The organism is Desulfobulbus propionicus DSM 2032 (assembly GCF_000186885.1).
Lineage (GTDB): Bacteria > Desulfobacterota > Desulfobulbia > Desulfobulbales > Desulfobulbaceae > Desulfobulbus > Desulfobulbus propionicus.
On sequence record NC_014972.1, the window covers coordinates 757851 to 780972 of the forward strand.

Consider the following 23122-nt stretch of genomic DNA (forward strand, 5'->3'; position numbering starts at 1 on the left):
CTGTGGTTTCCCATGGCTACTGTCCCGACTGTTTTGCCGAAGTCATGATGGAAATACGAGCGGCCATCGGTAATCGAGTGGTTCAGACGTTGCGGCCCGTGCACGATCCGGGTTGGTCTCGTTTGGCTGGGCGAAGGACCCCATGCGTTTGATCGTTGCCGGCGGCGGAACCGGCGGGCATCTCTTCCCCGGCATTGCCGTGGCTACCGCCATGCGGGAACGGGTTGCGGCCACTCGGGTGCTGTTCATCGGTACCTCGCGCCTGCTTGATCAGCAAGCCTTGGCTGGTTGTGGCTTTGAGCTGGCTGGGCTGCAATGCGGCGGAGTCAAGGGCCTTGGAACGATGCAACGGCTTCGCAGCCTGTTACGTATGCCTGGGGCCGTGCTGGAGGCGATGCGGATGCTGCGGCAATTCAATCCGGATCTCGTTTTTGGCGTGGGCGGCTATGTGACGGGTCCGGTGTTGCTGGCCGCGCGGATGTTGGGGGTGCCGATCGCCATTCATGAGCAGAATTCGGTTCCGGGCATGGCTAATCGGTTGGCCGGTCGGCTGGCGGACAAAGTGTTTATTTCCCTGCCTTGCGTTCCCCCTTTTCCGCCGGCGAAGACCGTGCGCACTGGAAATCCGGTGCGCAGGGAGATCCTCGCTGCCGCCTCTGAAAAAACGCCTTGGCCTGAGCGGTCAACCACCCTTCTGGTGTTGGGCGGCAGCCAGGGGGCGCACCGGGTCAACCTGTTAGTGATGGAGGCCATGGAGCAGCTGGCCAGGCAGGGGAGAGCGTTGCACCTGATTCATCAAACAGGGGGGGCCGATGAAGAACAGGTGCGCACCTGTTACCACAAACTGGGCATTGATGCCGAGGTGACGGCCTTTATCCGTGACATGGCCAGTGTCTATGCCCGAGCCGACCTGGTGGTATCCCGAGCCGGCGCCACCACCCTGGCCGAATTGGCGGTCATGGGGCTGCCGGCGCTGTTGATCCCCTATCCGTACGCCGCCGATGATCACCAGGCAACCAATGCGGAATATTATGTAAAAGGCAGTGGTTGCAGGATGTTGCGTGAATCAGGATTGACCGGTGAAATTCTTGCCCGATCGATCAGCGAATACTTGCAGAACCCGGAAGAGTTACATACAATGTCGGCCAACATGAAGACCATGGCAATGCCGGATGCGACCAACCGGATCGTGGATGAATGTTTGCAGCTTGCTACCCGAAAGGGGTGGCATGGATGAACCCCGACGACTTCGACAGCAGGCGCCTTCATGTATAGAAAAACCAAGCATATCCACTTCGTCGGCATCGGCGGCATCGGCATGTCGGGCATTGCCGAGTTGTTGTTGAGCCTTGGCTATCGGGTAAGCGGCTCCGATCTGCGGGTCACTGACATCACCCGGCGGCTGGAACACCTGGGGGGCGTGATCCACCAGGGGCACGATGCGGCCTGGGTGGCCGGCGCGGACGTGGTGGTGACCTCCACAGCCATTGCCGCCGACAATCCCGAGGTCGTTGCCGCCAAGGAAGCGCATGTGCCGGTGGTGCAGCGGGCAGAAATGCTGGCGGAGCTCATGCGGCTGAAAAAATACGGCATCGCCGTTGCTGGCAGTCATGGCAAAACTTCCACCACCTCGATGGTGGCGGCCATTTTGGCCGAAGCCGGATTGGATCCGACGGTGGTGGTCGGCGGCAAGGTGCATGGGTTGGGCAGCAACGCCAGATTGGGCGAGGGCGAGTTTCTGGTGGCCGAGGCGGACGAGAGCGACGGATCGTTTCTCAAGTTGTCACCGGTGATCGAAGTGGTGACCAACATCGATCTGGAACACCTTGATTATTATCGTGATATTGATCATATCAAGGACATGTTCCTTGAATTCATCAACCGTCTCCCCTTCTATGGGGTGGCCGTGGTCTGCATCGACAACGATCACATCGCCCAACTGCTGCCGCGGATTCAGAAGCGGATCGCCACCTACGGACTAACGGAACAGGCCGATCTGCAGGCTGTCAAGATCATCTCCGGCAACGGTACCTCCCAATACACGGTACGCAGCCGCAAGGAAGAACTGGGCGTCATACGCCTCAACCGTCCGGGAAAACATCTGATTTACAACAGTTTGGCTGCGGTCAGCGTGGGTCTGGAGCTGGAAATCGATTTTTCGGTGATCGCCAGGGCGCTGGAGAATTTTCAGGGCGTGCAACGCCGCCTCCAAATCAAGGGTGAGGCCGCCGGCGTACTGGTGGTTGACGACTACGGCCATCATCCCACTGAAATCAGGGCAACCCTGGATGCGGTGCGTGAAGGCTGGCCGGATCGCCGGGTGGTGGTGGCCTTTCAGCCGCATCGGTACAGCCGTACCAAGGGATTGTTCGCCGAGTTTACCACCGCCTTCCGCCGGGCTGATGTCCTGGTGCTGACCGACATCTACGCAGCCGGCGAATCGCCAATCGAGGGCGTCACCTCCGAGCGGCTCCAGGAAGCGATCAAGCAGCGCGGCCAGCGCCAGGCCCATTTCATCCCCCAATTGGTTGAACAGCCCCAGGTCCTGATGCCGTTACTCCAACCCGGCGATCTTCTGCTTACCCTAGGGGCGGGCAACATTGTGCGTGCCGGTGAGCAGGTGCTGGACCTGCTCAAGGAGCACTCGGGATGATGCGATGAACAGTCAACAGCGTGACGAACTGGCGGCGTTGTGCCCATTGATCCACTGGGATGCCGATATGGCCGCCTACTCGACTTTCCGGGCCGGTGGAACCGTGGAAGCGCTGGTGGAACTCAGCGACGCCGATCATCTGGCCGCGGTGTTGCAATGGTTGCATGCGCGGCGAATTCCCTGGCAGGTCATTGGCGGTGGTTCGAACGTCCTGTTTACCAGCCGACGCCATGAAGGCGTGTATATTCGGCTGCATGGTTCGGTTCGGGACATCGACTGCGACCGGGAGAACAACGGTGAATGCAGGGTGCGGGTACACGCCGGTTGCAGCCTTGGCGCCCTGGTGGGCTGGTGCATGAAGAACAGCTTGCGCGGTCTGGAATTCATGGCCGGCATTCCTGGATCGGTCGGCGGAGCCATTCGTATGAACGCCGGCGCCTTTGGCCATGCAATAGGAGAGGTTGTTGACACGGTGCGCTACGCCACCGAATGGGGTGAAATGGTTGAGGCGCGCCGGGAGGAGGTGCAATTCGCCTACCGAAGTACGTGTCTGCCGGGAGAACCCCAGGCCAAGATGTTGATCACCGGAGGCGTGTTCCGGCTCCAGACGGGCGATGGTGCGCAGATCGCCCGACAATGCCGGGAAATCATCGCTCAACGCAAACAGAAACAGCCTGCGGGGATCGGTTCGGCCGGTTCCTTTTTTAAAAATCCGACGGGAGACTTTGCCGGCCGGCTGATCGAGGTGGCAGGCTTGAAGGGCTTGGCGGTGGGCAAGGCCATGGTTTCGCCCAAGCATGCCAATTTTATCGTCAATACGGGCGGAGCGGTGCCCGAGGATATCGTGGGCTTGATGGAAAAGGTCCGGCAAGAGGTCCTGCGGCAATCAGGCGTATTATTGGAGCCTGAAGTCCATATCTTTTAGGCAGGGAATTGAGCGCTGATGGCGATTTATACACCCCGCCAGGCACCGTCCCGATCCCAACGAGGGGCCAAAAAGTCCACCTGGACCGATAGGCTGCAGGGCACTCTGCCACGCAAGCAGACCAAGCCGGTTCCATTCCGGCCGCAGGCGCTGGTTGGCGGCAGCCAGCGGGCGGGGAAGTGGAAGCGGTGGGTCAAAAACATTGTTCTGTTCCTGGTGCTTCTTGGTGTTGCTGTGGGGATGTTGTGGCTGTCGGCTCGACTGCTCATGCGGTCCAATGTATTTCGGCTGTCCGATATCCGGATCACCGGGGAGCAGGTCGTCACCGAACGGCAAGTTCTTGATTTGTCCGGGCTTCAGCACGGTGGCAGCCTGCTGCGATTCAACGTCAAGGCCGCCGAGGCTCGTATCGCCACCCATCCGTGGGTTGAGCGGGCAGAAATCAAGACCCAGTGGCCGTCGGCGGTGGAAATCAGCGTCATAGAGCACCAACCCTTTGCCCTGGCAAATCTGGAGTCGGGCAAGGAGAAGCGATTGCGCTATGTCAGCCGGTCGGGTTTTCTGTTTGCCGATGCCGGCCAGGGGCAGGAGTTGGATTTACCGGTGATCACCGGGGTTGTGGCCCAAAAGGATGTTGCATCCGATGTGTTCGTCAAGGGCGGCTTGGCCGAGGCGGCGTATAACCTTTTGCAGCTCGCCGCCAAGGGAAACGCCATTCTGCCGATCCAGGCGATCTCGGAAGTACATATTGACCAGAAATTGGGGCTTGTCCTCTATCTGGTGGATCGACCCTTTCCCGTGTACTTCGGGGCCGATCGCTTGCAGACCAAATATTATCGGCTGGTTAGGGTTCTTGAACAGTTGTATGCAAAGAAACAGGTTGATGCCGTTAAAGAAATTCGAATGGATTATTTAGATGATAAAGTCTTGGTTACCGGAACCCAAATTGACGGATGAGGAGTTGGACGAGCAGGAACCGCGCGAGCCGGGCGAGCTCGTTGCCGGCCTGGACATAGGCACGACCAAGGTCTGCGCCATGATCGGCGAGGTGTTCGACGATCGAGTGGAGATCATTGGAGTCGGCACGGCCGCTTCCTCGGGAATGAAAAAAGGGGTGGTGGTCAACATCGAGTCGACGGTCAAGTCGATCCGCCAGGCGGTCGAGGCCGCTTCGGACATGGCGGGCTGCGATATCGAATCGGTGTATGTGGGCATTGCCGGTAACCATATCAAGGGGTTCAACTCTCCTGGGATCATCGCCATCAACAATCAGGAGATCAAGGAAAAGGATATCGAGGCCGTTATCCAAGCCGCCCAGACCGTTAAAATTTCCGATAATCAGCAGATTATCCATGTCCTGCCGCAGGAGTACATGGTCGATGACCATACCGGTATCCAGAATCCGCTCGGCATGACCGGGGTCCGGTTGGTGACCAACGTCCATATCGTCACCGCCGACGTCACCGCGTTGCACAACGTGGTCACCAGCTGCAACCGGGCCGGATTGAACGTGGCCGAGATCGTGCTCGAGTCGGTGGCTTCTTCGCTGACTGTGCTCGGCAAGGACGAGATGGAGCTCGGGGTGGCGTTGATCGACATCGGCGGCGGGACCACTGACCTGGCCATTTTCTGCAACGGCACCATCAAGCATACCTGGGAGCTGGCCCTGGGCGGCAACAACCTGACCAGCGATCTGTCCGTGGGGCTGCGAACCCCGCTGCAGGAGGCCGAGGAACTGAAATATCTCTATGGCGGCGCGCTTTCCTCCATGATCAAGGAAAATCATATCATCGAGGTGCCCACGGTGGGCGACCGCAAGCCGCGGAAGGTTTCCCAACGGATCATGGTGGAAATTCTCGAGGCGAGAATGGAAGAGATTCTGCAGATGGTCAACAAGAACATCTGCGCCTCCGGTTATCGCAACCGGATCAATGCCGGCATTGTCATCACCGGCGGCACTGCGCTGCTGGCCAACATCGTCGAGATGGCGGAGCAGATTTTCGATCTGCCGGTGCGCATCGGTTATCCGCAAGGGGTGACCGGACGGATCGAGGATGTCCATTCGCCCCGGTGCACCACCGCCGTCGGTCTGGTGTTGCATGGCAGCAAGGCAAAAACGTATGTGCCGAAAGAAAGCGGCGGAATGGTCAGTAAGCTGAAAAACTGGGTCAAGAATATCGTCTGAAATGACTGGGATTTTCCTTTGGCGCCGCCGGTCATGGTGGTATAGAGAAAGGAAATTGATCAGAGAATTTTTTCTGGGGAGAACAACATGCCGTTCAGAATGGCCGAAGAAGAATCTGTGGCAGTGATCAAGGTAATCGGAGTCGGTGGCGGTGGCGGCAATGCTATCAACACCATGGTGGAAAGCCGCTTGGCAGGTGTGCAATTCATCGCGGCCAACACAGACATGCAGGCCCTGGAAAAGTCCCGCGCCGACATCAGGCTTCAGCTGGGGCCTGGCATCACCAAGGGCATGGGTGCGGGAGCAGACCCCGAGATGGGACGGGAGGCCGCCCAGGAAAGCTATGAGGATCTCCAGGCCGTGCTCAAAGGGGCGGATATGGTGTTCATCACCGCTGGGTTGGGCGGCGGCACCGGCACCGGCGCCGCGCCGGTGATCGCCAAGCTGAGCAAGGAGTCCGGCGCCCTGACGGTTTCCGTTGTCACCAAACCCTTTTATTTTGAAGCGAAAAAGCGGATGCGCAATGCCGAGGCCGGGTGGGAACGATTGAAGGAGTTTTCCGATACCATCATCACCGTGCCCAACGATCGGCTCTTGAGCCTCATGAACAAGAATTCCACCTTGGTGGACATGATGCAGATGGTCGACAACGTGCTCTTGCAGGCGGTCAAGGGCATCACCGACCTGATCAATCTGCCGGGGCATATCAACGTCGACTTTGCCGACCTCAAGACAGTTATGAAGGAAGTCGGCCCGGCGATCATGGGTACAGGCACGGCGGTTGGCGAAAATCGTGCCACCGAGGCGGCCAAGCGGGCCATCGACAACCAGCTGCTCGAAGATGTGGGGATTGATGGCGCCCGCGGCATCCTGATCAATATCTCCGCGGCCAAGGAAACGTTGACCATGAACGAGTTCATGGAGGCTTCGGCCTTGATCCAGGAAAAGGCGCACGACGAGGCCAACATCATCATCGGTGCCCTGTTTGACGAATCGTTGGGCGACGAGTTGCGGGTCACGGTCATCGCCACCGGCATTGCCAGCATCGAGGAACCTGAGATCAACCAGCTGGAGGTGGTGCGCAGCCGCCAGGCCCCGGCTCTGCCGGCAAGCAGCCGTTCACGTCTGCCGCGGCTGGTCGACGAGGACGCCATGTTGACCGATTCCTCGGCGGTGAGCATTGCCAAACCCAACCTGCTGCCCAAGGGAATGCCGCGCATGCCCAAACCGATTTTCGACGACCACGAACTCAACGAATTTGACGAACCGGCCTATTTGCGCAAGAAAGCCAACTGACGGCCAGCGAACAGCCCCGCGCATGACGTTGGCGGGAAGCATGAACAGAGGCATCCAGGGGAATATCGACAGGATATTCCCCTGCGTCGTTTTGGCGCTTCGAAGCGGCCCTTGGCCGTATTCGTCAAGGTTGCACCGAATCCCCATTTTTTCCTGTCTTGGTTTGTCCCGGTGTCCGCACATCTGACCCAGGAAACCGGTACAGTCCGGAAGAAATGGAAAGACCGGCTGCCGGTCGCCCTGCTCTATCCCAATGTCTACCCGGTGGCCGTGTCCAATCTGGGGTATCAGTTGGTCTACACCCTGCTCAATCAGCAGGAGGGGGTTGTTTGCGAACGGTTCGTCTATCCCGATCAGGACCAACCGCTCCGCTCGCTGGAATCCTCCCGGTTGTTGAGCGATTTTCCCCTGGTCATGGGGTCGATCAGCTTCGAGCACGATTACCCCAGGCTGACGGCCATGCTGGCGGCCGGAGGCATCCCCCCGTTCGCCGCGGACCGTTCTCCACAGGTATGCGCTGGCAATCCTTTGGTGATCCTGGGCGGGGTCGGCGTGTTCATGAATCCCGAACCGCTGGCTGTTTTTGCCGATCTGATGGTTATCGGCGAAGCGGAACCGCTGTTGGAACCACTGATCGAATCCCTGAACGAGTTTGCCGCCATCCCCAGGGAAGAACTACTGGTCACCATCGGGTCCACGCTTCCTGGTTGCTATGTGCCCGGCATGTATCATTTTGTGTACGGGGATAAGGGCGAAGTCCGTCGGATAGAGCCCAAGGCGGGATTACCGGAACGGGTGACCAAGGTCATCGCCCCGGCAATGGCGCGCGCCGCCCATTCGACCCTGCTGTCGCCCGAGGCAGAACTGGGCATGTACATGGTCGAGCTGGGACGCGGTTGCAGCCGGGGCTGCCGTTTCTGCGCGGCAGGGTTCATTTACCGGCCACCCCGGCTGTGGACGGCCGAGGCCATCCTGGCCGGATTGGCGGATCGACCGGAGCGAATCAACCGCATCGGGCTGCTCGGCATGGAGATGGCCAGCAGTGAGACCGTGGACCGCATCGCCGCGTATCTGCGCGAACATGGCTGCGCGCTTTCCTTCTCCTCCCTGCGAGCCGATCGGATCACGGCACAGACCCTGGAACTGCTGGCCGCCTCCCGCCTCAAGAGCGTGGCCATCGCCGCCGACGGCTGCTCCGAGCGGTTGCGAACCCTGATCAACAAGGGACTCGGGGAAGAGGATCTGCTCGGCGCTGCGGAACGGCTGGTCGCGGCCGGCATTTTCCACCTCAAACTGTATGTGATGATCGGTCTGCCCACGGAAACCCAGGACGATCTGGACGAGCTCATCCGCCTGGTCGATCGGCTGCTGGCCCGAATCCTGCCGGTGGGCCGGTCGAGAAAACGGTTGTCCGAACTGACCCTGTCGATCAACTGTTTCGTGCCCAAAGCCTGGACCCCTTTTCAGTACTGCTCCTTTGGCGGCCTGGCCCCTGCCGAGGCGAAGGAGGAGCGGATCGAGCCGGCCCTGGCGGGCCTCAAGGAGAAAATTCGCTATCTGCGAAAGATGTTGGGCAACATGGCCAATCTCCATCTCAAATTCGATCATCCCGACCAGGCCCTGCAGCAGGCGGTGTATTCCCGTGGCGACCGCCGCCTTGGTCCGGCCCTGCTGGATATCGGCTGCGGCAGGTTGCCGTTCAAACAGGCCCTGCGGCGCCACCGGGTCGATCCCTGGGAGTATGCCGTCCGGCCCCGGCACCAGCACGAGCTGATGTGTTGGGAGGTGGTGGACCATGGAATCCGTCCGGGATTTTTGTGGGAAGAGTATGCGCGCGCCGTGCGCGGTCTCGCTACCCCTCCATGCCAACCGGCGGTCTGCCGCCGTTGCGGTGTCTGCCATGAAGCCAAGTAAACCGTCCGGAGTCCATCGCCGGATAGCCCAATTCAACGGACAGCGGGGCACCGTCGGCCGCTGGATCGAGTGGATCCGCAGGAATATCCGCCTCAAGCCGGTGCGGCTTGATTTTTCCCTGCTCTGGCGGCGTCTGCGCTTCCGGGACGAAGCCAATGCCTTGCTGCCCTTCGAGCTGGTCAAGTATTTTTCCTTCACCTCGCTGCTGCTGATCCTGATCGCCTCCTTCATCCTATCGTGGGTGATCGCCAGCAATGCCAAAAGCGTGCTCCTGCAGCGCAGTGAGGCCTATTCGCGGTTGTTTGCCGACAATCTCAACCGTCAGGTGTTCCTCCAATTCGTCCTGCCCACCGTGGTGCGCTACGGCCGCATCGCCTTGTCCGAGCAGGATCAATACGAGCGCCTCGACCAGATCGTGGCCAACATCACCCGCGGTATGAACATCGAATCGGTGACCATCTTCGAACCGGTGCAGAACAGGGTGGCCTATTCGACCATTCCCGAATTGATGGGCAAGCGGGACATGGGCGGACTGGAATACCAGAAAGCGGCCAAGGGAGAAAGCAATTCGGTGCTGATCAGTGGCGGTTCCCTGTTCAGTCTGTTGCCTGGAGCGGCCGAGGTGTTCTGTACCCTGAAGACCTATGTGCCGTTTCGCCAGGAAAACAAGCTGGGCGAGCGGACCGGCGAGATCATGGGGGTCATCGAGGTGGTGCAGGACCTGTCCGAGGACCTTGAAGCCATCATCAGCCTCCAGGCCAGGGTGATCATGCTTTCCCTGATCATCATGTCCATTTTATTCGCCATTCTCAGCATGATCGTGGTGCGGGCCAACCGGATCATGGCCGAACGGGCCGAAGAGCGGCTGCGCCTGGAGGAGCAGCTGAACGAGGCTCAGCGGCTGGCATCCCTCGGCAAGATGGTGGCGGCGGTGTCCCATGAGATCAAGAATCCCCTGGGCATTGTCCGCTCCACCGCCGAGATCCTGGGCAACCGGATCAGCAAGGTGGCTCCGGGCAACGAACGGCTGGCCAATATCATCGTCGAGGAAACCTCGCGTCTCGACGCCATTGTCCGCGAATTTCTCGATTTTGCCCGGCCGCGCGAGGTCGACAAAGTCCCCGGTTCCCTCAACGGGGTGGTCGAGCGGCTGCTGCGGTTCATGGAGCCGGAATTTCAGCAGAAGGCGGTGCGGCTGGAGGTTCGGCTCGATCCGAACCTGCCCGAGATTCCCTTCGACAGTGAACAGATCTATCAGGTGCTGCTCAATATCGTATTCAATGCCATTCAGGCCATGCCCCAGGGCGGTGACCTGCTGCTGAACACCATGCTGGAACCCGGAGGCGGCGCGGTGGCGGTCGAGGTGGCCGATAGCGGTATCGGCATTCCTCCGGAAAAATTGGAACAGATCTTCACCCCCTTCTATACCGATAAAAATCGCGGCACCGGTCTTGGTTTGTGCATCGCCAAGAGCATCGTCGAGAAGCATCAGGGGGTGATCGGGGTCAAGAGCACGCCGGGCGAGGGCAGCATTTTTCGCGTCACCCTGCCGGTGCTGGTCTGATGGACCGGGCGGCAAGGGGGAACACGATGGGCGGGACAAGCGGCGCGGCGCGGATCGGCTGTTGCATCAGCGGTCATGGTTTCGGTCATGCAACCCGGGCGATCGCGGTGATGCAGGCCCTGGTCGCACGGATCGAGGCCAGGTTTGAGATCCTCACCTCGGTCCCGGCCTGGTTGTTCGGCCAATCCCTGGCCTCTCCGCACACTCTCCACCCGATGATCACCGATGTCGGCCTGGTCCAGCAGCATGCGCTGGCCGAAGATCTGCCCGCCACCCTGGAGGCCCTGGACCGCTTCTACCCGCTGGACGAGCAACGGATCGATCAGGCCGCCGCCGCGCTGCAGGGCTGCCAGCTGGTCCTGTGCGACATCGCGCCCCTGGGGATCGCGGCCGCCAAACGGGCAGGCATCCCCTCGATCCTGGTGGAAAATTTTACCTGGGACTGGATCTATGCGGCGTACGCCGAACAGTGGCCTGACTTTGCCCCCCATGTCGAGGGATTGTCGGCCCTGTTCGCCCAAGCTGATCATCATCTCCAGGCAAGTCCGGTCTGTTGTCCAATGCGGTGCGACCGACAGGTTGATCCGGTGGCCCGCCGACCACGCGATCCAGTCGCGATCCGCCGGCGTCTCGAGTGCGGGTCGGAACAGCGTCTGATCTTGATCACCATGGGAGGAGTGGGCGGCGGGAAGCAGGAGATCGCCCTGCACTCCCTGCGTGAACGCCGTGATTTGGTGGCCGTGTTCAGTGGCCAGAGCCGGGAGGAAAAATTCAGCGGAAATCTTCGTTTTCTTGCCCAGGACGGTCCCTGGTACCACCCTGATCTGGTGGCCGCCGCCGATCTGGTGGTCGGCAAGGTCGGCTACTCGACCGTGGCCGAGGCCTACCAGGCTGGCACCGCCTTTGCCTATGTGGCGCGGCGCGGTTTTCGTGAGTCGGCCACGCTTGAGGCCTTTCTTGACAGTCATCTGCTTTCGTGGAAGATAGAAGAATGCGACCTGCAAAGCGGCCTGTGGCTCGATACCCTGCCGTCCTGGTCAAACAGCCGTCGGGCCGTTGAGGACAGGGCAAACGGCGCGGACCAGGTGGCGGACTATCTGATCGAACTCCTTGGACAAACACATGCCAGACCTTGAAGTGATCAACCTCTGCTTCCAGGACCGAGGCCCCTATTCGTTCCGCATCGACGGTGGAGAATGCGTGGGCTTGCAGGGCGCATCCGGGGCAGGCAAGAGTTTGTTGCTACGGGCCATCGTCGACCTCGATCCGCGGACCGGGAAACTGCGTCTGGGCGGCATCGATGCCGACAGGGTGCCCGCGCCCCAGTGGCGACGGTTGGTGGGACTGCTGCCGGCGGAAAGCGGTTGGTGGCTCGATCGGGTTGGCGAGCATTTTGCCGATTTCCGTTCGGTCGACGACGCCATCCTGGCAGCGGTCGGTTTTGACCGTTCGGTCGGGAACTGGCAGGTCAGCCGGCTCTCCACCGGCGAGCGGCAGCGGCTGGCCATCGTCCGTTTGCTGGCCAACGGCCCGCAGTGCCTGCTGCTCGATGAACCAACCGCCAGTCTCGACCCCGGATCGGTGGCCAATGTCGAGGCCTTGCTGTTGAACCACTGCGGGGCGCGTCAGGCGTCGTTGCTGTGGGTCAGTCACGATCCGGACCAGCTGGCACGGGTCAGCCGACGGCGTCTGATCATGGAACGCGGCGGTCGTCTTGTTGACGCGGGAGCCCCGGCCGATGCACGTTAAGCCCCTTTCTCCCCTCGATCTGACCCTGGCGGCCTCGCTGCTTCTCCTTCTCGGAATCCTGTCCTGGCGGCTGCGGTTGGGGTTGAGTAAAAATCTGGCCATTGCCGCCGCGCGTACCACGGTGCAGCTGCTGCTTATCGGCCATGTGCTCAAGCTGCTGTTTGCCCACGTGCATATCGTCTACATGGCGCTCATCTCCCTGGTGATGCTGGCCGCGGCCGGACGCGAGGTGATGGCCCGCCAGCACCGATCGCTGCGAGGCATCCAGGGCTGGCTGATTGGTTCCGGGGCCATGTTTCTTTCCTCGTTCACCGTCACCCTGCTGGCCCTGCTGGTGATTATCGGCAACGAGCCTTGGTATGCGCCGCAGTACGCCATTCCCCTGCTTGGCATGCTGCTGGGCAACACCATGAGCGGCGTGGCCCTGGCCATGGACCGGATGACCGAAACCCTGTGGCAGCAACGCAGGGTTATTGAACAGCGGTTGCTGCTGGGGCAGACCGCCGCCGAGGCGGCGAGCGAGATCCGCCGTCAGGCTATCCGGGCCGGCATGATGCCGAACCTCAATTCCATGGCCACCGCCGGGCTGGTCAGTCTGCCCGGAATGATGACCGGTCAGATCCTGGGCGGTTCCAGCCCCATGGATGCGGTGCACTACCAGATCCTGATCATGTTCCTCATCTGTGCCGGCACCGGTTTCGGTATTGTGGCCGCCATCCGCGGCGTGGAGCGACGGCTGTTTGACGCCCGCCATCGTCTCCGGCTCGACGTCCTGCACACCACGGGAGAAGGAGGCGAGCCATGAACCCTGATGCGCCCTGGCGAAAAAGAGGTGCCATGGAACGATGTTGGCTCGACAACGGAACCCGGGTGCCGCTCAAGATCGCCGGGATTTATCTGGTCGTGGCCGTGCTCTGGGTACTCTTCTCCGATCAGTTGGTTTCGTTCTTCGCCCGTGACCCGGAGATACTGACAGAGTTGCAGACCGTCAAGGGTTGGTTGTTTGTCGGCGGGACGGCGCTGTTCATCTTTGTCCTGCTCCGCAGGGAGTTGGCCGTGTATCAGGCGACCATGGACCAGCTGCGGCAAAACGAGCAGGCCCTGCGCGATATCCTTGATGCCATGCCCGTGGGGGTGGCCTTGACCGACGGAACGACCATCGAATACATCAATGTCAATTTTTCCGAGCGCTTTGGCTACAGTCTCGATGAGATAGCCACCGATGAGCAATGGTTTCTCCACGCCTACCCCGAGCCGGATTACCGGGAGCCAATGATCGCCGCCTGGAAGGCGGAACTGGAGCGAGCGAGGACGCAGGGTACTCCCATTCGCCCCTTTGAGGTCAAGGTGACCTGCAAGAATGGCACGGTCCGGCAGGTTATCGCCAACACCCAGCTGATCGGCAAGCGGATCATGGTCATCCTCACCGATATCACCGAGCGGGAACTGCTGCAAAACGAACTGATCAAGATGCAAAAACTGGAATCCATCGGTGTGCTGGCCGGTGGCATTGCCCACGATTTTAACAATATTCTCACCGGGATCATGGGTAATATCTCCTATGCCCAGGTACTGCTCGAACCGGGCCATCCCGCCTGTCAACCACTGGCTTCTGCGGAACAGGCCACGATCCGGGCAGCCGACCTGACCCGACAACTGCTGACTTTTGCCCGCGGCGGCGAGCCGATCAAGCAGGTGGTCTCGGTCGCCGAGCTGATCAAGGAGGCCATGGCCCTGATGCTGCGCGGATCAACGGTCAAGGGAGAGACTCGATTCGACGTCGGTCTCTGGGCGATCGAGGCCGATGCGGGCCAGATCTCCCAGGTGTTCAACAACATGATCATCAACGCAGTTCAGGCGATGCCGCAGGGGGGCACCTTGACCATCGCCGCCGACAACGAGCTGATCGCCGAAGATTCGCCGCTTTCCCTGCCAACGGGACGGTATGTCCGCGTCACCATCGCCGACGAGGGATGCGGAATGGAGCCGGACGTCATGGGACGCATCTTTGATCCCTATTTCAGCACCAAGGGCACGGGCAGCGGCCTGGGCCTTGCTTCGGCCTACTCGATCGTCACCCGGCATGCGGGGGCGCTGGAAGTCGATTCCGTCGTCGGCCAGGGAACGACGTTCACCCTTCACCTGCCAGCAAGCGACACGCAGCCGTTGTCGGAGGCGGTGGCTCCCCCGGCGATGTCCCGGGCCGCTGGCAACGGTGAATCTCCGCTGGTGCTCGTCATGGACGACGAGGAGGCCATCCGCGACCTCGCCGCGTCGATGCTGACCCATTTGGGCTACCAGGTCGCGACCTGCGGCGATGGCGAATCCGCGGTCCGGCTCTACGAGGCGGCCCTCGCAGCCGGCGCCCCGTATGCCGCGGTGATCATGGATCTGACCATACCGGGCGGCATGGGCGGCAAGGAAGCCGCCAGGCAGATTCTGGCTCGTCATGCCGAGGCTCGTCTGATCGTCTCCAGTGGGTATTCCCATGACCCGATCATGTCGGACTATCGCCTCCATGGCTTTCAAGGTGTCCTGGCCAAACCCTATAAAGTGGCGGAATTGGCACGGCTACTCGCAGCGGTGCTCGCCGAGGAACAAACGCCCTGAGAAAAGGGGGGGATGCGGCGCGCATGCCACCTGCCGCGAAGGATGAAGAATTTTGCCGTATCGTTGGAGTTCGTGCCGGTCCACGCACTCAATGGTTGAACCCCAAGAGAGGAGTGCTTCGGATGGGTATGGTTCATGAGATCAGGGAGCGCTTTCCCCCGATCATCTTTCTGCTTGCCTTGCTGTCGGCCTTTCCGCCGCTGGCCACCGATATGTATTTGCCGGCCCTGCCGTTGCTGCAGCACGAACTGCAAGCGCAGGCCAGCACGATCAACCTGACCTTGGTCGCCTTTTTCATGGCCTACTGCGGTTGCCTGCTGATCTACGGGCCGCTGTCCGACCGCTACGGCCGCAAACCGCCGCTGTTGGTCGGGGTAACCATGTTCATCCTCGCCTGTCTGGTCTGCGCTTTTTCCTCCAGTGCGCCGGTGATGATTTTTGGGAGGTTTCTTCAGGGCGCGGGCGCGGCGGCAGCCTCGGCGATTGTCTTCGCCATCAGCAAGGACCGGTTTTCCGGGCAGCAGCGGCAGCGGGTGTTCATTCATATCGGGGTCATCGTGGCCACCGCGCCGATGGTCGCTCCCATTGCCGGCGGCTGGATCATCAAATTACTCACCTGGCGGTGGATCTTCATTCTTCAGACCCTGCTCGGGGCCATCGCCTTTGCCGGCGTCCTCGCCATGCGGGAATCCCTGCGGCCGCGGACACCTCCCTCATTGCGCGAAGTCGCGTTCAGCTATTTGCGCCTGATGGGTAACCGCCGCTATTTTTCCCTGCTGCTGACGGTTTCCTTGACCTGTGTGCCGGTGTTCGCCTTTATCGGCGGCTCCTCGGAAATCTATATCACCCGCTTCGGCTACAACGAGCAGCAATTCGGCTACTTCTTCGGCTTCAACGCCCTGGCCTTTGTCCTCGCCCCCCTGGCCTTCGCCCGAGTGAACCGCCGGTATTCGATTACCCGCCTGATGCCGTGGGCCTTTGGCGGCATGCTCCTCGCCTCGTTGCTGCTGCTGAACCCCTGGCTGCCGATCCCCTGGCGCCTGACCCTGCCCATGTTCGCTCTGACCTTCTGTTTTTCCTTTTGCCGGCCGGCAGGTAATAATCTGATCCTGGAGCAGGTGGACCGGGATACCGGTGCCGCCTCGTCGCTGATGGTCTTTTTTTATTTTTTTATCGGCGCGCTGGCGATGTGGTTTCTTTCCTTCGCCTGGGAAGACAAAGTCGTGGTTCTGGGCTGGATGGGGGTGGGTTCGGTGACCAGCACCCTGTTGCTGTGGCAGGCGGTGAAGCGACGGATACGGACCCTGCCCTGATTGGAGGGGATGTCCGCGTTCTCAGCTGTCGCCGATGAACATCTGGGTGGTCAGATCCCAGCAGGTGACGATGCCGTTGCGCCATTTGGCCAGCTGCACATTGCCGTCCTGAGAGACGACGATGGCCATGACATCGTGGAGGGCGTTGCACAGGTGGTAGACGGAACGGTGGCGCGAGCCATATCCCTCGATCTTGGCGAGGGTCAGGATTTTGCCCTCGACATCGCTGGCGATGGCAACCTCGGTCAATTTGTCGAGCGAGCCGACGATCATGGCGCCGAATCCCAAAGGCCCTCGGCTGCAGGTCACCACCGCGCCATCGACCGAGGCTAGGCTGGCCACGAACTGGGCATGCTCGTACAGCGCCTCTTCCAGGTCGTAGACCGCTGATTCATGACGCAGGTCGACGTAATCCTTCCAGGTGACGATCTTGTCCGGATCGTTGATGTCGCCCAAGGCGGTGGTCGCCAGCCGGATGGTCCTGATCATCAACTGCTGCTGTCGGCGAATGGCTTCATCGTTGTGAAAACGATATTTCATCAGGATAAACGGATTATCGCCCGAGAGTTCAGGCGGGTTGTCGTTGGCAAAAATGATGAAGGTGCCACCATGCCGATTCATCCGGGTGACGCTGATCACCCGTTTGAGCAGCTGAAATTGCAGGCTTTCGATGAACTCGTCCTGAATTTTGGCCACCGGGTAGAGCACGCTGGCCCGGAACACCTCGTGCATCTCGAGCAGGTTCTCGCGCGCCGGGGCAAAGAGCTTGTTGATCCATTTGGACTGGAAGGCATTGGCGGTGGAATCCAGCAACCGGCCGCCGTTGAGGGTGGCGATGATCTTCAGCCCGCGGCAGATGGTCAGCATGCCAGGACCGGTCACATGCACCACGAAGGTATCGGGCAGTTGATTGGTTTTCTTGTTTCCCCCGCGTTCCTGCTGCAACCAGCGAATACCGGAATTGACGAGGCCCCAGATCTGGAACCCCTTGTCCGGATGCGGCTCGATGGCCACCAGCGACCGCTCGAAGTCCACGGCCGGCGACAGGCGGCGCAATTCGTATTCATTGAACGGCCGGGCGGGCGCGAACAGCAGACGGTGAAATCCCTTGGGCGGCCCCTGGTCGGACGGAAAAAGATCGGGCGCGGCCAGAATCAGCCGCAGGGTGACCGGCCGGTCTTCCTCGCGCATCATGCTGACCTGATAGCAGGTGGAGATCAGCTGTTCCAGGGCCGCCTTGCCCGGGAGGTTGTCGGGGAGCTGTTCACCGTCGCTTTCCGCCGAAGAGGGCTGGCCATTCCATCGCTGGGTGATCAGGGCGACAAGTTCGGCGGGATAGACATGCATAGACCGTACCGGGAAAGAAAAGGGGAAAGCGGGATGGACCGTACCGTAAAAACAAATAAAACCATGGCGGCTGGATTTTGTAAACTTCTTTTCCGGTCGTGTTTTCCACGGGATGCGCGGGGTCAGCCAAGGATGGGAAAAGGGTTGTGCTGAGAAGGCTTTTGCGGTAGTAGGGAGCCTTGCGGTAGGTGGGCCGGCCGCTTTGGGCGGCGGGATTTTTTATCGAGAAGGAAACAGCAGAGTTGGTCATGAAAAACGGAGCACGAGAAACCCTGGCGGATGTCCGCATCCCCCTAGTCAAGGTCCCTGCCCATCCTGTTCGGCTGGAATTGCCGACCCAGGAGAAAGCGGCGCTGAAAGAACGAATCAAACTCCTGCTCAACGAGCAGAACGCGGTGCTGGTGGCCCATTACTACACCGACGGCGATCTTCAAGACCTGGCCGAGGAAACCGGCGGCTGTGTGGCCGATTCCCTGGAGATGGCCCGGTTCGGCACCGAGCATCCGGCCCAGACTCTGGTGGTTGCCGGCGTACGGTTCATGGGGGAAACCTCCAAGATCCTCAACAACGAAAAGCGGGTGCTCATGCCCGACCTCGAAGCCACCTGCTCGTTGGACGAAAACTGTCCGATCGACCTCTTTGCCGATTTTTGTGATCGCCACCCCGAGCATACGGTGGTGGTCTACGCCAACACCAGCGCCGAGGTCAAGGCCCGCTCCCACTGGGTGGTTACCTCGGGCATCGCCTTGCCGGTGATCAGGCACTTGGCGGAAAAGGGAGAGAAGATTCTTTGGGGGCCGGATCGCCACCTGGGCCGTTATGTGCAGCGATTGACCGGCGCGGAGATGCTCCTCTGGCCGGGATCCTGCGTGGTCCACGAGGAGTTCAAGGCCGATGCCCTGCGGCAGCTGCGCGCGCTCCACCCGCAAGCCGCGGTCCTGGTGCATCCCGAATCACCCCAGGACGTGGTCGATCAGGCGGATGTGGTCGGCTCGACCACCGCACTGATTCAGGCGGTATGCACCCTGCCCAACAAGGAGTTCATTGTGGCCACCGATGCCGGCATCTTCAACAAGATGCGGCAACTGGCACCGGACAAGATCCTGCTCGGTGCCCCCACCGCCGGCGAGGGCGCCTCTTGCGAGAGCTGCGCCCGCTGTCCCTGGATGGAGATGAATACCCTGCAAAAATTGGCGCAGACGCTGGAAACCGGGGCCGGTGAAATTCACGTGGCGGCGGACTTGGCGGCCCGGGCCCGGGTCCCGATTCAACGGATGTTGGATTTTGCCAAGACCCTGAAAAAATAGCCCGACGGCTGGGATCGAGGCAGGAGTGCCGAGGTGGATGGCGGTGGTCCGAACGGGCTGCCAACACAGCGGCAATCCTGCCCGTGGGTCCGCTTGCGGGGAAAGCGCTTTTCAGGCGCCGATGGACTCGCGTGAAGGGCGGAAACAGCCGTGTGTCAGGTCGATCCCCTGGAGAAGGATGGCGGGGTCCTGGTAGAGGGTGCTGATCAGACCGTTTTGCCGACGGTTGATCAGCAGGCGGATGGGCACTTCCGGCAGGGTGAGCATTTCGTAGTCGGTGTCCGCGTCGCCAGCCACCAGCACCGGTGTGCCGTCGATCCACTGCTTGATGATCTCGGCCTTCCCCTCGCGGAAGGTGGTGGGGTAGGAAACGGGATCCTCGATGGTCAGATGTTGCTCGTCGTTCAGGCGGACGCGGATGCCGAAAATGTGGTCCGCCTCCACGGGAAATCCAAGGAGCTGCGCCGCCCCTTCCACCAGCCATTCGGTGCTGGCCGAAATCACATACCGGGCAATTCCCAGCTCCGCCAGGCGGTGCATTAAGGTCCGCATCTCGGGAAAGACATGGAGGCCGAGCGGGTAGCTGGCCTCGATGCGGCCGATCGGTTGTGGCGCGTCGGCATGCAATGTTTCCTCGACCAGCGGTTCTTCCCCTGCCACCCGGACCACTTCAACCGCCAGCTGGCGCAATTCGCCGATGGTGAAGCCCGCCAGCATCTTACCCATGAAGGGCAGCACATAGCGTGGTCCCAAACGGGCGTCCTTGCGCGCGCTGATGGTGAACCATAACAGCAGGGTGGCGAACAACGGGTATGCAGGCAGGAGCCGGGCCTGTTCCTGGCGGCCGTCGACGATTAGCGGCCACAACTGCCGATAGGCGGTGCACAAGGTGGCGATGACCGCGTCCATCGGCCGGCCGGCCAGCTCGCCCTGGGGCGGCGGGAGGATGGCGGCCAGTTGCTCCGGAGTCAAGCGGTAGTGCAGATGTCGCACCTGGTAGCGAAATGCCGCCTGGCCGATATCGCGGAAAATGCAGGTGTTGTCAAAATCGAACACGGCCACCGGCTGGGCGAGGGAAGCGTGGGTCGCGATCTGGTGAAGACTACTGGTGATCCGCTCTCGATTTTCCGGGTACCAGTTGCCTTCCTCCAAGGAGATATCGGCCTTCTGCACCTGCATGGATGTGCCTGAAAATGTCATTGTTCGCGGGTTGGGGAAAAATCATGATCAGGCCGCCATCCGCAGCGGGAAAACAGCCGGTTGTGTCGGCTTATATACGATAAACCGCTGAAGAATGCATGAAGTATCTGTCCGGACAAAAGATCGGGCAGTATTTTTCGGCATCGCAGTGTGCAGCGCCGCCGAAGCGATCCACACCGCAAGGGAGCGGCAACCCGCCCACCGTCGTTGGCATGACGGCAACGACGGTGGGCGGACGAGGAGGCATGCCGTTTATCGCGGCAGGTACTTGGTCAGGGGGCAGCTCTTGCAACCACCCGAGGGCAGATCGGTGTTTTCGTGGATCTTGCCGACGATATCGGCCACCGCAGCCTTGGTATCCGGATAGAAATTTTCCCGGCCGATCTTGTCGAACAGGTGGGTGCGGTCGAGCACCGCCAGGATCGGCCCCTTGGCGTTGCATACCGCAAAACCGTAACCAGCCGCGTGGAGCCGGTCCACCAACAGGGCCAGCTCTTCCTCGCCCGAGGCGTCGATGTCATTGATGCCGCTGGCGTCGAGCAGGATGTAGCGCAGATCGGGCATGTCGTTGCGGAATTTGATGATCTGTTCATCCAGATAGCTGGCGTTAGCGAAAAAGAGGGCGCCATCGAAACGGACCACGGCGATGTGGCGGCAGCCGCGCAGCCGATGCTGTTCGGTGCTCTGCAGCGAGCCGTCCTTATACATCGACAGTTTGGCCACCACCGGCCGCATCGATTTGTAGAGGAATACGCCCATGGACAGGGCCACGCCGACCATGATGCCCTTGTCGAGATGGGGGGCAAAAGCCAAGGTGACGAAAAAGGTGATGATCGAGATGATGCCGTCGTGTTTCTGGGCGTGCCAGGCGTGGACAAACCCCCGGGTGTTGATCAGGCCGATGACCGCCATCATGATCACCGCCGCCAGTACCGCCTGTGGCAGGTGGTAAAGCAGCGGGGTGAGGAACAGCAGGGTGATGACCACCACGATGCTGGTGATGACGCTGGATATGCCGGAGACCGCGCCGGCCTGCAGGTTGACCGCCGAACGGGAAAAAGAACCGGACACCGCGTAACTGGAGCCGAAAGAGCCCAATACGTTCGCCAATCCCTGGCCGATCAGTTCCTGGTTGGGGTCGAGCTTCTGGCCGGTCTTGGCGGCCATGGCCTTGGCGATGGCGATGGCCTCCATGAAGCCGAGCAGGCTGATGATGATCGCCGTGGGCAGCAGTTTGAGGACGATGTTGCCTTCCAGCTTGGGAATGGTGAAGGTGGGCAGGCCCTCGGGGATCTTGCCGACAATGGCGCCGCCGCCCATGAGCAGGAGGCTGTCGGTTTTCAGTTTGGCGTTGGACACCTTGAGGCGCCAGGTGTTGTGATCGGTGGGCACGTCGGCGGGGAGCGCGTTCTTGGGATAGAAGATTGCCTGTTCGCCTTGCTGGGCCTTTTCAAACTTCAGCTGCCGCAACTGGGCGCGCAGCTCCCGGTTGTGTTCCTGGACCTGATTCATCTTGGCGGTGATCAGGGCGATTTCGTTGTGCAGGGCAATGGCTTCCAGCGAGGGACCGTGGCCCTTGACCGCTTTCTCAAGTTTTTCCAGTTCCTTGCCCTTGCTCATCCGCTCAAGGCCCAGCTCTTCCACGGTCTTGATCTCCTGGTTGAACTCGTCCACCAGCGCGGCAAACTCCGGCATCTGGATGGCGCTGAGCGGTACGCGCATATCCTTGTTGTAGCCGCTGAAATAGGAGATCAGGGTGGTGATGACCACCGCCACCAGCACCGCCGGAATTTTGGGGTTGATCTTCTTCAGGCCGACCATGATCGCCACCGCGCTCACCCCGTAGATCAGGGTGGGCCAATGGGTGTAGTCCATGGCGGCCTGCGCCACCCAGATCATGGTCTGGTAATGGTGCTCGGCCGAATCAACGGACACGCCGAAAAATTTGGAGAATTGGGAGGAGGCGATGATGATGGCCGCGGCATTGGTGAAGCCGTTGACCACCGGGTGAGACAGGAAGTTGACCACCAAACCGAGCCTGAGCACCCCCAGAGAGAACTGGAACACACCGACGATCAGGGCGAGGACGATTGAGTAGGCGATGAAGTCGGTGCTGCCGGCGGTGGCCAACGGTTGCAGCGAGGCGGCGGACATCAGCGACACCACCGCGACCGGGCCGGTGGCCAACTGCCGGCTGGAGCCGAACAGGGCGGCGACCATGGGCGGGAGAAAAGCGGCATACAGGCCGAAATAGGCCGGTAGGCCAGCCAGTTGCGCGTAAGCCATTGATTGCGGGATCAGCACCAGGGCCACGGTCAGGCCGGCAAGGGCGTCGGTCTGGAAACTCTTGAGGTTGTAGCCTTTAATCCAACTCAGGAAGGGGAAAATTTTTGTCAGTACCATGTCCATCCGCTCGTGTTCGTAGAAGTCAAAGGTTATGGGGTCAGGGTTTCAGCCAGCAGCGACACGACTCGATCACCTCTTCATAGAGCGATGTCGCTTGATATAAATTGTAGGTATCCAGCCGGACCAGGCCGTCGATCAGGGTGAAGATCAGCAGGGCTTTCTTGCTGGGCGAGACTGGACGGATTGAACCATCCTCCATGCCGCGGAGGATCGCCTGTTCGAAAATGCTGATCAGACCGCTGTAGATTTCTTCCAGATATTGCCAGCATTTTGGGTTGTTGGGCGCGATCTGATAATAGTGGTGGCGGTGGAGGAGAAGGAAGCGTTCCTCCATGACGCTGGACTGATACAGGTAGAACGAGATGGCTCCTTCCACCATTTCCAGGCCATTGGCGAACTCGGTATTTTGGAGGTGCTGCTTGAAGGAGCCGACAAAATCTTCCTTGAATTTTTGCAGCACGGCGAGAAACAGGTCTTCCTTGCTCTGAAAGTGGTAGAAGATGGTTCCCTCGGCCACGCCGGTGGCCTTGGAGATGTCACTGACCGACGTATCCCAGTAGCCCCGTTCGGCGAAGAATTTGCTGGCCGCCTGGAGAATGGCTTCTTTTTTGGTTTGTGCACGTGCCATGTGTGGGTGACCCTTGGGGGATAGT

At 60.6% G+C, this 23122-nt stretch carries 18 protein-coding genes; 14 read left to right on the forward strand and 4 right to left on the reverse strand.

The window, feature by feature from the left end:
- The first annotated feature begins 142 nt into the window (after positions 1-142).
- The 13 genes from murG (at position 143) to DESPR_RS03465 (ending at position 16209) form a co-directional block, all read left to right on the forward strand.
- A complete protein-coding gene (murG, locus tag DESPR_RS03405; RefSeq protein WP_015723414.1) occupies positions 143-1237 on the forward strand; it encodes an undecaprenyldiphospho-muramoylpentapeptide beta-N-acetylglucosaminyltransferase in 1095 nt (364 codons plus the stop codon).
- Between the two features lie 30 nt (positions 1238-1267).
- Positions 1268-2653, forward strand: coding sequence for a UDP-N-acetylmuramate--L-alanine ligase (murC, locus tag DESPR_RS03410; protein WP_015723415.1), 1386 nt, complete (start codon positions 1268-1270; stop codon positions 2651-2653).
- A gap of 4 nt (positions 2654-2657) precedes the next feature.
- A complete protein-coding gene (gene murB, locus DESPR_RS03415; RefSeq protein WP_015723416.1) occupies positions 2658-3578 on the forward strand; it encodes a UDP-N-acetylmuramate dehydrogenase in 921 nt (306 codons plus the stop codon).
- 18 nt (positions 3579-3596) lie between these two features.
- Positions 3597-4535 (forward strand): cell division protein FtsQ/DivIB, encoded by a 939-nt coding sequence (locus tag DESPR_RS03420; protein ID WP_015723417.1) that lies wholly within the window; start codon positions 3597-3599, stop codon positions 4533-4535.
- Positions 4495-5763 carry a cell division protein FtsA gene (gene ftsA / locus DESPR_RS03425; RefSeq protein ID WP_015723418.1) on the forward strand — a complete coding sequence of 423 codons (1269 nt, stop codon included), beginning with the start codon at positions 4495-4497 and terminating at the stop codon, positions 5761-5763. The genes DESPR_RS03420 and ftsA overlap by 41 nt, the downstream gene beginning before the upstream one ends.
- 87 nt (positions 5764-5850) lie before the next feature.
- On the forward strand, positions 5851-7059 hold the full coding sequence (gene ftsZ / locus DESPR_RS03430; protein WP_015723419.1) for a cell division protein FtsZ: 1209 nt from the start codon (positions 5851-5853) through the stop codon (positions 7057-7059).
- Positions 7060-7230: 171 nt separating this feature from the next.
- Positions 7231-8973 carry a radical SAM protein gene (locus tag DESPR_RS03435; RefSeq protein WP_015723420.1) on the forward strand — a complete coding sequence of 581 codons (1743 nt, stop codon included), beginning with the start codon at positions 7231-7233 and terminating at the stop codon, positions 8971-8973.
- Complete coding sequence (locus DESPR_RS03440; RefSeq protein WP_015723421.1) at positions 8960-10537, forward strand: sensor histidine kinase; 1578 nt, start codon at positions 8960-8962, stop codon at positions 10535-10537. Before DESPR_RS03435 ends, DESPR_RS03440 begins: the two co-directional genes overlap by 14 nt.
- A gap of 26 nt (positions 10538-10563) precedes the next feature.
- Complete coding sequence (locus DESPR_RS03445; protein WP_043769623.1) at positions 10564-11673, forward strand: glycosyltransferase family protein; 1110 nt, start codon at positions 10564-10566, stop codon at positions 11671-11673.
- Positions 11660-12286 (forward strand): ABC transporter ATP-binding protein, encoded by a 627-nt coding sequence (locus DESPR_RS03450; protein ID WP_015723423.1) that lies wholly within the window; start codon positions 11660-11662, stop codon positions 12284-12286. Before DESPR_RS03445 ends, DESPR_RS03450 begins: the two co-directional genes overlap by 14 nt.
- Positions 12276-13091, forward strand: a complete 816-nt coding sequence (locus tag DESPR_RS03455; protein ID WP_015723424.1) for an ABC transporter permease — start codon at positions 12276-12278, stop codon at positions 13089-13091. The genes DESPR_RS03450 and DESPR_RS03455 overlap by 11 nt, the downstream gene beginning before the upstream one ends.
- 32 nt (positions 13092-13123) lie before the next feature.
- A complete protein-coding gene (locus DESPR_RS03460; RefSeq protein WP_052302051.1) occupies positions 13124-14896 on the forward strand; it encodes a hybrid sensor histidine kinase/response regulator in 1773 nt (590 codons plus the stop codon).
- A 122-nt stretch (positions 14897-15018) separates the two neighbouring features.
- On the forward strand, positions 15019-16209 hold the full coding sequence (locus DESPR_RS03465) for a multidrug effflux MFS transporter (protein ID WP_015723426.1): 1191 nt from the start codon (positions 15019-15021) through the stop codon (positions 16207-16209).
- Positions 16210-16230: 21 nt separating this feature from the next.
- On the opposite strand, the gene DESPR_RS03470 is transcribed toward DESPR_RS03465, so the two are convergent.
- The gene (locus DESPR_RS03470; protein WP_015723427.1) at positions 16231-17556 is read right to left on the reverse strand and encodes a putative sensor domain DACNV-containing protein; all 1326 of its coding nucleotides are present in this window, start codon (positions 17554-17556) and stop codon (positions 16231-16233) included.
- 248 nt (positions 17557-17804) lie between these two features.
- Between DESPR_RS03470 and nadA the strand changes: the two genes are divergently transcribed.
- Positions 17805-18863 (forward strand): quinolinate synthase NadA, encoded by a 1059-nt coding sequence (gene nadA / locus DESPR_RS03475; protein WP_015723428.1) that lies wholly within the window; start codon positions 17805-17807, stop codon positions 18861-18863.
- A 111-nt stretch (positions 18864-18974) separates the two neighbouring features.
- Here nadA and DESPR_RS03480 read toward each other — a convergent pair whose 3' ends face one another.
- The 3 genes from DESPR_RS03480 to DESPR_RS03490 all read right to left on the reverse strand — a co-directional run bounded on the left by DESPR_RS03480 (position 18975) and on the right by DESPR_RS03490 (position 23097).
- Positions 18975-20042, reverse strand: coding sequence for a haloacid dehalogenase-like hydrolase (locus tag DESPR_RS03480; RefSeq protein WP_015723429.1), 1068 nt, complete (start codon positions 20040-20042; stop codon positions 18975-18977).
- 273 nt (positions 20043-20315) lie between these two features.
- Entirely contained in the window at positions 20316-22466 is a 2151-nt protein-coding gene (locus tag DESPR_RS03485) for a SulP family inorganic anion transporter (protein ID WP_015723430.1), read from the reverse strand.
- Positions 22467-22506: 40 nt separating this feature from the next.
- The gene (locus tag DESPR_RS03490) at positions 22507-23097 is read right to left on the reverse strand and encodes a TetR/AcrR family transcriptional regulator (protein WP_015723431.1); all 591 of its coding nucleotides are present in this window, start codon (positions 23095-23097) and stop codon (positions 22507-22509) included.
- Between the last annotated feature and the right edge of the window lie 25 nt (positions 23098-23122).